Source organism: Butyrivibrio hungatei NK4A153 (assembly GCF_000424465.1).
GTDB classification, from domain to species: Bacteria; Bacillota; Clostridia; order Lachnospirales; family Lachnospiraceae; genus Butyrivibrio; species Butyrivibrio hungatei_A.
This window is the reverse complement of sequence record NZ_KE384197.1, coordinates 17,394-30,608: the sequence shown is the minus strand read 5'-3', so window position 1 is coordinate 30,608 and position 13,215 is coordinate 17,394. Positions and strand designations below refer to the sequence as shown.

The 13,215-nt window shown below is 41.7% G+C and carries 9 protein-coding genes; 7 read left to right on the top strand and 2 right to left on the bottom strand.

Going from position 1 to position 13,215, the window contains the following annotated elements; all coding sequences use genetic code 11:
* Positions 1–23: 23 nt before the first annotated feature.
* From G628_RS0114140 to G628_RS0114130, 3 genes are all read left to right on the top strand, one after another.
* A complete protein-coding gene (locus G628_RS0114140) occupies positions 24–1,691 on the top strand; it encodes an extracellular solute-binding protein (protein WP_026656152.1) in 1,668 nt (555 codons plus the stop codon).
* A 219-nt stretch (positions 1,692–1,910) separates the two neighbouring features.
* Complete coding sequence (locus G628_RS0114135; RefSeq protein WP_026656151.1) at positions 1,911–4,031, top strand: glycoside hydrolase family 3 C-terminal domain-containing protein; 2,121 nt, start codon at positions 1,911–1,913, stop codon at positions 4,029–4,031.
* Between the two features lie 166 nt (positions 4,032–4,197).
* Positions 4,198–5,676, top strand: coding sequence for an L-fucose/L-arabinose isomerase family protein (locus G628_RS0114130; protein WP_026668433.1), 1,479 nt, complete (start codon positions 4,198–4,200; stop codon positions 5,674–5,676).
* A gap of 121 nt (positions 5,677–5,797) precedes the next feature.
* Here the strand turns inward: G628_RS0114130 and xylA are convergent, their stop codons facing one another.
* Together xylA and G628_RS0114120 are read right to left on the bottom strand one after the other, a co-directional pair.
* Positions 5,798–7,120, bottom strand: coding sequence for a xylose isomerase (xylA, locus tag G628_RS0114125; RefSeq protein WP_027209400.1), 1,323 nt, complete (start codon positions 7,118–7,120; stop codon positions 5,798–5,800).
* A gap of 117 nt (positions 7,121–7,237) precedes the next feature.
* Complete coding sequence (locus tag G628_RS0114120; protein ID WP_027209399.1) at positions 7,238–7,786, bottom strand: histidine phosphatase family protein; 549 nt, start codon at positions 7,784–7,786, stop codon at positions 7,238–7,240.
* Positions 7,787–7,954: 168 nt separating this feature from the next.
* On the opposite strand from G628_RS0114120, the gene G628_RS0114115 reads away from it, so the two are divergent.
* From G628_RS0114115 to G628_RS17585, 4 genes are all read left to right on the top strand, one after another.
* Positions 7,955–8,164: a hypothetical protein gene (locus G628_RS0114115; protein ID WP_027209398.1), complete on the top strand. Its 210-nt coding sequence runs from the start codon at positions 7,955–7,957 to the stop codon at positions 8,162–8,164.
* A gap of 682 nt (positions 8,165–8,846) precedes the next feature.
* Positions 8,847–9,233 (top strand): DUF5082 domain-containing protein, encoded by a 387-nt coding sequence (locus G628_RS0114110; RefSeq protein ID WP_027209397.1) that lies wholly within the window; start codon positions 8,847–8,849, stop codon positions 9,231–9,233.
* Between the two features lie 21 nt (positions 9,234–9,254).
* On the top strand, positions 9,255–9,557 hold the full coding sequence (locus G628_RS0114105; protein ID WP_026654099.1) for a hypothetical protein: 303 nt from the start codon (positions 9,255–9,257) through the stop codon (positions 9,555–9,557).
* Positions 9,558–9,562: 5 nt separating this feature from the next.
* The coding region (locus G628_RS17585) for a DUF6531 domain-containing protein (protein ID WP_034501016.1) at positions 9,563–13,215 on the top strand (3,653 nt) is incomplete at its 3' end.

Here is a 13,215-nt window from a genome sequence, read left to right as displayed (position 1 = left end):
TACACAATATAAGGAGGGTTAGTATGAAAAAGAGAGTGGTATCACTTATGCTTGCTGCTATGATGATGGTAGTGGCAGTAGGCTGCGGCAAGGGCGATAAAGCCGGCAGCGCAGCAAACGGAGGCGGTGCAGCTGCAGACGCTTCAGCGCTTGGAGCAGATGGTAAGTTCGCAGAAACTCACCACATTACAGTTGAGGTTTATGACCGTGGAAATGACGGCGGATCCGATCCTGTAAATAACAAGTACACAGATTATATCAAGAAAGGAATGCTCGACAAATACAACGTAGAAGTTGAGTTCGTAGCAGTTCCCCGTTGGACAGAGGTTGAGCAGATCAGTAACCTTCTTGCTGCTAATAATGCACCTGATGTATGTGTTACATATGATATTGCAACAATCGAGACATACGGAAACATGGGTGGTATCGTTGACATGAAGGATGCACTTGAGTCTAACAAGGAAATCCTTCCTAACCTTTGGAAGCATCTTGGTGAAACAAATATTTACTGGGATCAGCATCCTGATACAAAGACAATCTGGGATATTGAGGCTGTAAGAGAGAACCAGAACGATGTTAATACATTCATCAGAGAAGACTGGCTCAAAAAACTTGGCCTTGAAGTTCCTACAACAAAAGAGGAATTTTACAATGTTCTCTGCGCATTCAGAGATAATGCCGACAAGCTCCTCGGAGCAGACGCTTCTAAGTTGATTCCTTACTCAATCAGTTTTGACGCAGGTTACAGAGCAAAGACTCTTAACTATTCATTTGCAGATCCTAACATGACAGATAAGGATTTCTACATTAACAGCTTTGATGACAGAGGATTTACAATTCCCGGAATCAAAGAAGGTGTTAAGCTTCTTAATAAGTGGTACAACGAAGGCCTTATCTGGAAGGATTTCGCTCTTTACGGAGCAGGAGACAAGACAGAGGATGACCTTATCAAAGCAGGTTATGTAGGAGCATTCACACATAACTGGGATTATCCTTTCAGAGACGGTGAGAACTCTATCGATGCAAACATCAAGAAGTTTGGCGGCGAAGATGCTAAGTTCATAGCTATCGATCCTTTCGAGGATAAGAACGGAACACATACAAAGTGGATCTCAGGTCCGGTTGACCGTAAGATTTTCTTCCCTTCAACAAACGATGATATCCTTGCATCACTTCTTTACCTTGATTGGATCAGCACACCTGAGAATATCGAGTATCTCCAGATCGGTGATGAAGGTGTTACACATGAAGTTGGAGAAGGCGGCGAGATTTCAATCATTGCAGCTACAGGAAATGACATTCAGAATTCAGGAATGAACATTGACTACACAATTACAACAAACGGACTTAAGCTTGTAGATCCTGCACTTACAGAGAAGTCACTTGCATACAGCTATGCAGGAATCGATCCTCAGCTTGTAGGAGATGCTGATAAGATCGCAAAGACAGACAACCGTGCAGCAAAGTCATATCACATCGGTGCCATCGATGCAGAGACAGGAATGGGCGATCCTCTTAACCAGAAGAGAGACCAGATCCTCGATCAGTCAATCGTTGCTCCCGTAGCAGAATTTGACAAGATCTTCGATCAGGGTATGCAGGAGTATCTTGCAGCTGGCGGACAGGCTATCATTGATGAAAGAAAAGCTAAATGGGAGTCAATCCACGGCGATAAAGAAAATCTTGACTGATAATCAAACATTTTTAAATAGCAATAACTAATGAAACAGAGACAGGATGCGTGTTACTGCGCAGCCCCGTCTCTGTTTTGTTTTGTAAGAATTGTTATAAGCAAATTTCAAGATAAAAAAAGCACTATATGATAGGAATAGTGTATGGAAGAAAAGTACAATGTTTATACATATTATCGGAAAAATATAAATGTGACTAATAATATATGAGGTGAGTGAATGGATAGAACAGAAGCAAGAAAAAGAGCCAAAGAACTCGTAGCGAAAATGACCGTTGAAGAGAAGGCCGGCCAGCTTCGTTATGATGCCCCCGCGATCGAAAGACTTGGAGTTCCTGCTTATAACTGGTGGAATGAGGCGCTTCACGGCGTTGCACGTGCAGGCACTGCAACAATGTTCCCGCAGGCAATCGGACTTGCGGCAGCATTTGATGAAGAGCTTATGGGCTGCATCGGCGAGATAATTGCCATTGAAGGTCGTGCTAAGTACAATGAACAGTCTAAGCGCGGTGACAGAGATATTTATAAGGGACTTACATTTTGGGCTCCCAACGTAAATATCTTCAGAGATCCCAGATGGGGACGCGGACATGAGACATACGGTGAGGATCCTTTCCTTACAAGTACTCTTGCAGTTCCTTTTATCAAGGGAATGCAGGGTGACGGTGAGTATATGAAGGTTGCTGCATGTGCAAAGCACTTTGCGGTTCACTCAGGTCCCGAGGCAGAGAGACACTATTTCAATGCAAAAGCTTCCGCAAAAGATCTCGAAGAGACATATCTTCCCGCATTTGAAGCTTGCGTAAAAGAAGCAGATGTAGAAGCTGTAATGGGCGCATACAACAGAACAAACGATGAGCCTTGCTGTGCAAATAAACCTCTTATGGTTGATATCTTAAGAGATAAATGGGGATTTCAAGGACATTTCGTTTCCGATTGCTGGGCAGTCAGAGACTTCCATGAGAATCACAAGGTTACGGGAACACCCGAAGAGTCGGTTAAACTTGCTCTTGATCTTGGATGTGACCTTAACTGCGGATGTACATATCAGAAACTTATGAACGCATACAGAGCCGGACTTATTGATGAGGAGACTATCACAACATCTTGTGAGAGACTGTTCACAACAAGATTCCTTCTCGGAATGTTTGATAAGACTGAATATGATGAGATTCCTTACACTGTTGTTGAGTGCAAAGAACATCTTGAAGCAGCACACAAGGCAGCAAAGGAGAGTATTGTACTTCTTAAGAACGATGGTATTCTTCCTCTTGATAAGAGCAAGATCAAGACTATCGGTGTAGTTGGACCGAATGCTGATTCAAGATCTTCACTTATCGGTAACTACCACGGTGTATCATCAAGATACATCACTGTTCTTGAAGGAATTCAGGATAAAGTCGGCGATGATGTGAGAGTTCTTTACTCAGAGGGAAGCCATTTGTGGCAGGCAAATGCCAGCGCACTTTCAGATCCAAACGGTTCGGACAGAATTGCTGAGGCTCAGGCAGTTGCTGATTATTCAGATGTAGTAGTTGTTGTAGTAGGTCTTGATGAGACACTTGAGGGCGAAGAGGGTGATACAGGTAACCAGTTCGCTTCGGGAGATAAGCTCAATCTTAATCTTCCTATGCCTCAGAGACAGCTTATCAGCTCAGTACTTGAGTGTGGCAAGCCTACAATCGTAATAAATATGTCAGGTAGTGCAATTAACCTTAAGAGAGCGGAAGATGATGCCAGCGCAGTTATTCAGGCATGGTATCCCGGAGCACTCGGAGGAAAAGATGTTGCCGATATTCTCTTCGGCGATGTTTCTCCTTCAGGAAAACTTCCTGTTACATTCTATTATTCTTCAGAAGAGCTTCCTGATTTCAGGGATTACTCAATGAAGAACAGAACATACAGATACTTTGAGGGAACACCTCTTTATCCTTTCGGATACGGCCTTACATACGGCGACTGCGTTGTTACAGATATGAACGTTGAGCTTAAGAAGGCATCAAACGGAGAGCTTGAAGGCGCTGAAGTTACAGTTACCGTTTCTAACAACGGCAAAATGGCAACAGACGATGTTGTACAGCTCTACATCAAGGATAAGGAATTCGAGCTTGCAATTCCCAATGCTTGTCTCTGCGGATTCAAGAGAGTACATGTTGAAGCAGGCAGCGAGCAGAAAGTTACAATAGCTGTTGACGCAAAGGCATTCACATCCGTTGATAACGACGGAAACAGAAAGATCTTCTCAAAGAAGTTCGATATCTTTGCAGGAACAATGCAGCCTGACAGCCGTTCAGAAGAGCTTACGGGACACAAGTGCGTTTCTAAAGAAGTAACGATTTAATAAATGATTTATTATACTAAACGTTTGTAAAAGTGTATAATAAAAGGGCAGTTCTTTATGGGGACCGACTCGATAATAAAAAACCGGCAATTTTTTATGAGCGGTTCACCTTTTAAATAAAGAAAAATGAAGGTATCGCGCGAAAGCGCAAAGAAAGGGGATTTCTATGATTAATATACCAGAGGTAAAAATCGGACTGGTTGCAGTTAGCCGTGACTGCTTCCCTGCATCACTTGCAGTAAACAGAAGAAAAGCCGTAATGGAGGCTTACAAAAAGAATTTCAACGATAAGGACGTTTATGAGTGTCCTATCTGTATCATCGAGAGCGAGATCGACATGGTAAATGCTCTTGAGGATATCAAGAAGGCAGGATGTAACGCACTTTGCGTATATCTTGGAAACTTCGGACCTGAAATTTCAGAGACACTTCTTGCTAAGCACTTTGATGGACCTATCATGTTCTGTGCAGCAGCAGAGGAATCACAGAATGATCTTATCGATGGAAGAGGAGATGCTTACTGCGGAATGCTTAACGCAAGCTATAACCTCCACCTTCGTAATGTAAAGGCATATATTCCTGAGTATCCTGTTGGAACAGCAGAAGGATGCGCTAAGATGATCAACGAGTTCGTGCCTATCGCAAGAGCAATCGCAGGACTTCGTGATCTCAAGATCATCAGCTTTGGTCCCAGACCTATGAACTTCCTTGCTTGTAACGCACCTATTCAGCAGATCTACAACCTTGGTGCCGAGATCGAAGAGAACTCAGAGCTTGACCTCTTCGAGAGCTTCAACAAGCACGCAGGCGACAAGAGAATTCCTGATGTTGTTAAGGACATGGAGAAAGATCTTGGCGCAGGTAACAAGAAGCCTGAGATCCTTGAGAAGCTTGCTCAGTATGAGCTTACACTTCTTGACTGGGTTGAGGAGCACAGAGGCTACAAGAAGTATGTAGCTATCGCAGGAAAATGCTGGCCTGCATTCCAGACACAGTTTGGTTTCGTTCCTTGCTATGTAAACTCAAGACTTACAGGACGCGGAATTCCTGTATCATGTGAGGTAGATATCTACGGAGCAATCAGTGAGTTCATCGGAACTTGCGTAAGTAACGATTCAGTTACTCTTCTTGATATCAACAACTCAGTTCCTGAGGATATGTACAACGATAGCATCAAGGGCAAGTTCGATTACAAGCACACAGATACATTCATGGGCTTCCACTGCGGAAATACATGCACAAGCAAGCTTTCAAGCTGCGAGATGAAGTTCCAGAGAATTATGGCTAGAAACCTTCCTGAAGAAGTTACACAGGGAACTCTTGAGGGAGATATCGCACCCGGAAATATCACATTCTTCAGACTTCAGAGCACATCAGACAACCACCTTCGCACATATGTTGCAGAGGGAGAGGTTCTTCCTGTTGCTACTAAGTCATTCGGTGGTATCGGTGTATTCGCTATTCCTGAGATGGGCAGATTCTACAGACACGTACTTATCGAGGGTAACTTCCCTCACCACGGCGCTGTAGCATTCGGTCACTTCGGAAAGGCTCTCTATGAGGTATTTAAGTACATCGGAGCAGAGACAATCGGCTACAACCAGCCTGCATCTCTTCCTTACCCTACAGAGAATCCTTTCGCTTAATCTATAGAGATTGAATAAGAATCGCGCGTAAGCGTATAAAAAATAGAAGCCTTAGCTCTTTTATCGGAGCTAAGGCTTCTTGTTTTTTGATCATTTGTTATTTGGGAATTTTTTTACAATATTATCCTTTGAAGAGAACGTTGTTTACAACACTCTCAAGATATTCCTGTCTTCCGGAAATAGGAAGCTCGGGAGCTTTCATGTTAAGAGCATAGTCTGAGAGTTCCTTAAGATCTACGCTGTTATCACGGATTTTTTTACCGATTCCGGATTCAAAGCTTTGATAACGCTCCTTGATAAAGTCATCAATACGTCCGTCTTCAATAAGCTCTGCAGCCTTGATAAGTCCAAGTGCAAATGTATCCATTCCAAGGATGAATGCATAGAACATATCCTCAAATGTATAGCTGGGACGTCTGTTCTTTGAGTCAAAGTTGAATCCACCTGTGAGTCCGCCGGCTTTAAGCACTTCGTACATAGCCATTGTTGTGTCATATACGTTGCAAGGGAATTCGTCTGTATCCCATCCAAGGAGCGGATCGCCCTGGTTGGCATCAACTGAACCAAGCATACCGTTTATTGCACTGATTCTGAGCTCATGCTGGAATGTGTGCTGAGCAAGTGTTGCATGGTTTGCCTCGATATTCATCTTGAAGTCTTTATCAAGGCCGTACTGACGAAGAAATCCGATTGCTGTAGCAGCGTCGAAATCATACTGATGCTTCATGGGCTCCTTCGGCTTGGGCTCGATATAGAAATCACCCTTAAATCCGATGCTTCTGCCGTAATCAACAGCCATATGCATGAGTTTTGCAATGTTTTCCTGCTCGAATTTAACGTCTGTATTAAGAAGTGTTTCGTAACCTTCACGTCCACCCCAGAATACATAGCCTCTTCCACCGAGTTTTACTGTGATGTCGAGAGCTTTTTTAACCTGAGCTGCTGCAAAGCAGAATACGTCGGCTGAGTTTGTGCTTCCTGCGCCGCACATGAAACGGGGATTACTGAACATGTTGGCTGTTCCCCACAAGCACTTGATGTCTGTGCCTTTCATTTTTTCAAGTATATAATCTGAGATCTCATCAAGACGTCTGTTTGTCTCATTGATGTCATCTGCCTCGGGAACAAGGTCAACATCATGGAAGCAGAAATACTTGATACCAAGCTTTTTCATGAATTCAAAACCTGCATCAACCTTTGCTTTTGCATGCTCCATTGTTCCTTCTTCAGAAGCGCCGAAGGATTTATCGGCAGTTCCCCTTCCGAACATATCAACGCCGTTAGCTCCAAGGTTGTGCCACCAAGCCATGGCAAACGGAAGATGTTCCTCCATTGTCTTGCCCATAATTACTCTTTTGGAATCGTAGTATTTAAATGCAAATTTGTTTTTGCTGTCTTTTCCCTCGAATTTAATTTCGGGAATGTCCTTAAATATTTCGCTCATTTTGTAACCTCCTATAAAAAACATTTTTATACTGTTAGCATACACTAACCAAATAGAATGGTCTAGTTCAGTTAATGCTATTTTATTATCAAAAAATGTTAGATATAGGTAACGGATTTACAATAGCTTCACCAATTCGCAATTTCCCATGAGATTGTCCCAGAAGTCAGAAACGGGAGTATTTTTGATATGTGAGATGATACTGCATCCCAGCGCACCGTGGCAGACTATGAGTACGGACTTGCCTTCTTTATGCAGCGGATAGGCAATCTCGTTTAGAAAAGAGAGTGTTCTCTCAGCAAGGTGCTCAAGGCTTTCCGATCCTCCGACTGAAGTATAACTTTCGGGATCTGTAAATAGTTTACTTATGGGATTTTCCGGATTGTTAAAGTAACCTACAGATCCTTCAAATTCTCCAAAAGACATCTCTTTTAGCCTATCGTCTATCACGATCGGAGTGTCTTTTCCTTCCAAAAATATCTCTGCTGTCTTTTTGGCTCTGATAAGTGGGGAACAATAACAGATGTCAAACTTTATTTCCTTGTATTTATCATGTGCTTTTTGAGCAACTAGGATTCCCTCATCGTTAAGTGGGATATCTACGCTTCCTTGTAATTTTTCGATTTTGTTCCATTCTGTCTTGCCGTGCCGCATTATGTAAAGCATTTTTCTTACCTCGTGTAATAATTGGTAAAACATATTATAGCATAATAAAAGACAATAAAAAGTTAACATTCAAAATTTGACATTTCAGCGTATTTCGGTATAATTCAATTATGATGTAACACAAAAGTTAACAGTTATATATGAAAGCATATAGGAAAGGATGTTAGTATGAAAAAGAGAATGGTAAGTTTTATTGGGGTTATGACAGCAGTTGTGCTTGCTACAGGATGTGGCGGAGCTACAGGCGGAGATTTCGAAGCAGATGAGACTGTAGAGGAAGAGGTTAGCATGGAGCAGGGCGGCCTTACAGAAGACAACAGCATTGTAGACACTGATGTTTCAGCTGATGCAGAAGCTGAAGAACCCGCAGCAGAGTAATATAAAATGATAAATGCATAATATGTATACAATATAGAAAAGGCTGTAGCACAAGTAAGTGTTACAGCCTTTAATAATGGTACGCCAGCCCCCCAAAGCCATCCGCTTGGAGGTGGTTGCTTTTCACCGTGAGGCAATAAGGCGGATTTTCTTGTTGCTGCGTATGTTGATATTCAAGGCATAAAAAGACTTAAGCTTTCATTCTTCGCTCCAAAACTCGCCCATAAATGGGCTCAAACAGTTGGAGCGAGAACAGAATGAAAGCTTAAGTCTTTTTATCGCTCTTGAATATGGCAACATACTTAAATACTGCGAAAACCCGCCTTATTGCCTCACGGTGAAGTTTCTACATTTCTAAACGGATGGCTTTGGGGCAGGGACTATCTACAGAAAGATAAACATTGTGCTACAATATGACAGTGAGTTTGATTTTGAAAGCGTTTCTAATATAAGTGTTATTTTTAGACAAGAATCCTGCGGATCAGGTCAGTTATTTTGAAAAAACGATGTAATTGAGGGTTTTACCATTTTTGATTTACAACATGTTTGGATTGTGTGATAATACTTTTGTAAATATTTGTGAATAATTAAAAATAAATATTCACAAAAGTGATAGATGTGCCCGTGTTTGACACATTTACTATGTAAAAAAATATGTTACAACAACGTATTGGAGGTTATAGTGAGTAGAATCGGGGATTGCAGAAGAAAGATTGAAGAGATCAGAGAAGATATCAGAGCAATGAGGGAGAAACAGACAGTTATCGACGGATATATCAGACAGATTGAGACCCAGAAAGATACACTTGATGGAATAGATTTAAGCAGAGCAGGCGAGTGGATTGGCGTTAACGAGCAGAACGCAGTTAAGGCTAAGAACGTCTGCGTTTTTAGAATGGACGGAGCAAAGGGCGAGTGTACGCGGCTTAGAAGTGCCATAGATAAGATGATAAGAGAAGCCGAGTCTCAGATTTCAGAGCTTGAAGCTGAGATAGAAAGAATTGAAGAAGAGGAAAGACGTGCACGTGAGCGCGAGCGAGAGCGTGAACGTGAACAGTCTCAAAATTAAGGATAACGGGGATGGTAAACAATGAGTGGTAAAGGTGAAAAGATACAGTTGGGGAAACAGGCGGTAGATGCGCTTATTTCAGATATAAAAGATTCTGCAAACGTTCTTGAGATTAAAGATTCTGCATTGGCAAAAGCCGGACTCATCGGCGAAGATGCCTCACTCCACATGATCAAATATATAGCTGAGAGACAGAAAGATCTGACAGCAACATATAAGGATGTTGTAAGTATTGATACTGCAACACTTTTAGATAACAGTACCGGCAAGATAGTTGAAACAGATATTGATATTGCCGCAAAAATAGATAGGGAAGAGGGTTGATACTTATGGAAAACAAATGGATAAACATGGCGGAATTCAATGCTTACATAAGTGACCTTTTTTCTGCTATGGATGAATATGAAGAAAAAGCTGCAGCGCATAAGAGAGCGCAGGACAGCTTTACAGGGGAAGCAAACTGGGAAGGAAAGAGTGCTGACAAGGCAAAACTCCTTGTAGGAACAGTTGAGCAGGCAAAGCTTGATGAAATACTAAGGATTGAAAGGGACTTCAGAGCGCTTCTTACGGATTATGTAAAAGGCTTTAAAGCTGCGGTTGATGAAGCTGATGATGCCAAGATAAGCACGATCGTTCTTGAAGGACTTAACATAGAACTTCACGGCTGTGCTTCTGTTTATAAAACATGGGCAACAAGCATGGAGGTTTTAAAGGATAACATTCACAGCAGGTTTGGAAGAAAGTACGGAAACTGCGATGAATACGACTTCTTTATGGCATCAAATGCTTATGGGAATCTTTGCGGAGACGCATCAAAGGACGGAATGATCCTTGATCTTGTCAACAGGTTCATCAATTTCGATAATCAGCAGGCGGCCAAGATATCATCTGTTAGTTTTCCTTATAGAATAGGCAAGTTAAAACAGGAGATTGAAGATCTTAGAAGCTGCAAGGGGTTACTTGTAAATGGTGACGGCAACATTGAGATGGGCGTTATCGAAAGGCTTGGTGATTTCCTTGAGGACAGCGTAAAAAGAGCACAGGGTTCGGGAAGTTTTGTAGATAAACTCGGTAATAACGTGCTCAGCACTATTGTTAAGTATGATCCTGTAAATATGTGCAGCGGAAACTACATAAACGAACACGTTGACATTGAACTTGGAGGTAAATATCCTCTTTCATTTGCAAGATTCTATAACGCAATGGACAAAAAGGGCGGACGCCTCGGGAAAGGCTGGAAGCATACTTTTGAAAAGCGCATTGTGGAAGAAGACGGAATAATAAAGATAGAAAAGTCTGACGGAAGTAAAGGCGAGTATAAAAAGATTGATGATGTATATGACAAAGACCTTTATTTCGAAACTCAAGGCGAACAGGGACTTCTTGAAAAACTCACAGGCGGCTATGTTATCACTCAGGATGACGGAACATATGAGAGATTTGATGACAGGGGATATCTTGTAGCACTTGGAGATTTCGACGGCGATAATGTATCTTTTACATACGATATCGTTGGAGGCAAGCGCTGTGTTACACATATAAGTACCAAGAACGGAAACACTCTGACATTTGAGTATCTTGAAAAATGTATCTTCAATGAACTTGGGAAAATAAGAGTTACTCTTATGACATCTGTTACCGATCAGGCGGGCAGGTGTGTTTCTTATGCCTATGATGATGACAGGCTCACAGAGATAAAAGAAGCTGACGGAGCAGTAAGGAAGTTTACATACACGGAAGATGGAAAAATCAAGGATGTAATTAATCCAAAAGGAATTACATCTATCACAAATGAGTATGATGAGCAGGGAAGAACAGTAAAGCAGAGTTTTCCTGACAATACTGTGATGACATATGAGTATGACGACGAGAAGAAGATAACGGTTGCTACAGAGCAGAACGGCAATAAGGTTACTTACACGCATGATGATTTCGGAAGGCATATAGAGACAGCCTACTATGACGGCAAGGAAACTTATTCATATAATGGCATGAATCTTAAAACAAGTATTACCGATAAGAACGGCAATACGACCAAAATCGCTTATGATAACAGAGGTCATGTAACGCAGGTTATTGATGCGCTTGGAAACAAGACGAACTATACCTATAATGCAGACGGAAAGCTCCATACCGTAAAAGGACCAAGAGACGACACATACAAATATTTTTATAACAAAAACGGCACGATAAAAGAGATTGCTGCTCCCGGAGGAAATGCCAGCATTTTTGCATACAGTGACGGAAACATAAAAGCAGTCTATGACGATAGAGGAATAGGGCCAAGCTTTACTTACGATGACAGAGGAAACGTTGCTACAGTAACAGATCCTGACGGAGTAAAGACGAGCTATAAGTATGATGAACTTAACCGTGTCGTAGAAACAGTTTCTGCTGACGGCGCTAAGACTACATTTGAGTACGACAACGCCGACAGAATAATAAAGACAACAGATGCCCTCGGAAATACAAGGGAATACAGATATGATAAGTCGGGAAAAGTGACTTCTGTTAAGGAATTTGACGGAACTCTTAAAAGCTATGACATCAATATCATGGGAAAGGTTTCAAAGGTAACCGACGAAGCGGGAAGAAGTACAGAGATAACCTATAATGCAATGGGTAAGCAGGAGCTTGTATTACTTCCAAACGGCGGACAGATAAAGTATGAGTACGATCCTCTTATGAGACTTATTAAAGTCATAGATCCCGAGGGAAGAACAACAGGCTATGATTATGATAAGAACGGAAATGTAACGGCTGAGTATCTTGGCGATATCAGGATAAAGAGCTATGTTTATGATGCTCTTAACAGAGTGACGGAAGAGACAGATGCTCTTGGTCATAAGACAGGCTATACATATGATGAAGCAGGTAACGTTACGGAAGTTACAGATACTCTCGGAAATGTTTCAAAGCGTGAGTATGACCTTTTAAACAGAGTGACAAAGGAAACGGACGCTCTCGGAAATGAAGTATCTTACAAATACACCAAAATGGATCTTATAGATTCGATTACTGATGCAGTGGGAAGAGTGCGTAAGTTCACTTACACAGAAGGAAAAAGACTTACATCAGTAAGCTTCTGCGGTGTAACAGAGCAGGAACTTACCTATGATGAAGCTGGAAGAGTAAAGACAAGAAAATTTGCTGACGGTTATGAGATCAACTATGGTTACGATGCCTTAAGCCGGGTAAATAAAGTAACAGGTTCAGACGGAAGATGTGTTGAATACGAGTATGATGCACTTGGAAGAGTTACAAAGGTAATTGACGGAAGCAGTATAACACTTTACCTTTACACAGCAACAGGACGCCTTAAGTCTGTAATAGATGCTCTTGGAAATGAGACAGCTTATACATACGACAGCCTTGATAACCTTAAAACCATTCACAGAGTTGAAGGAAGAATAAACCTTGAAGAGCAGACTGACGACTACATGCCGACAGTTGGAAAAGACGGTCATGTAACGCTCTATTCATATAACCTTGCAGGTCAGCTTACAAGCGTAACAGATGCTCTTGGTCAAGTTGAAAAATATGAATACGACCAATACGGAAGACTTCTTGCAAAGACTGACAGGGATAACTATAAGACAACTTATAGCTATAACGCTTTGGGAAGTGTTTCAAACGTCGCATATTCAGACGGAAGATCAGTAGCGTTTGCGTACAATGAGCTTAATCAGCTTAATCAGATAAATGACTGGAATGGAAAGACAATTCTTGAGAATGATGTTCTTGGACGTCTTACAAAGGTAACAGACTTTAAGAACAGGACTGTAGCTTATGAGTATGGTGTTACAGGTGAGAAGACTAAGCTCACATATCCTGACGGAAGGGTGGTTTCTTATAACTATGATGATAAGCTTCAGCTAAGGAGCATAATAGGAAACGGAGAAGAAACTACTTATGCTTATGATAATATAGGTCGTCTTTCAAAGAAGACTTTTGCAAATGGCGTAAGTCAGGCGTATACATA

Bases quoted from the DNA above. Each gene is read 5' to 3' on its own strand.
- G628_RS0114130 (WP_026668433.1), top strand. From the start codon at position 4,198: ATGATTAATATACCAGAGGTAAAAATCGGACTGGTTGCAGTTAGCCGT.
- G628_RS0114120 (WP_027209399.1), bottom strand. From the start codon at position 7,786: ATGCTTTACATAATGCGGCACGGCAAGACAGAATGGAACAAAATCGAA.
- G628_RS0114135 (WP_026656151.1), top strand. From the start codon at position 1,911: ATGGATAGAACAGAAGCAAGAAAAAGAGCCAAAGAACTCGTAGCGAAA.
- G628_RS0114105 (WP_026654099.1), top strand. From the start codon at position 9,255: ATGAGTGGTAAAGGTGAAAAGATACAGTTGGGGAAACAGGCGGTAGAT.
- G628_RS0114115 (WP_027209398.1), top strand. From the start codon at position 7,955: ATGAAAAAGAGAATGGTAAGTTTTATTGGGGTTATGACAGCAGTTGTG.
- G628_RS0114140 (WP_026656152.1), top strand. From the start codon at position 24: ATGAAAAAGAGAGTGGTATCACTTATGCTTGCTGCTATGATGATGGTA.
- xylA (WP_027209400.1), bottom strand. From the start codon at position 7,120: ATGAGCGAAATATTTAAGGACATTCCCGAAATTAAATTCGAGGGAAAA.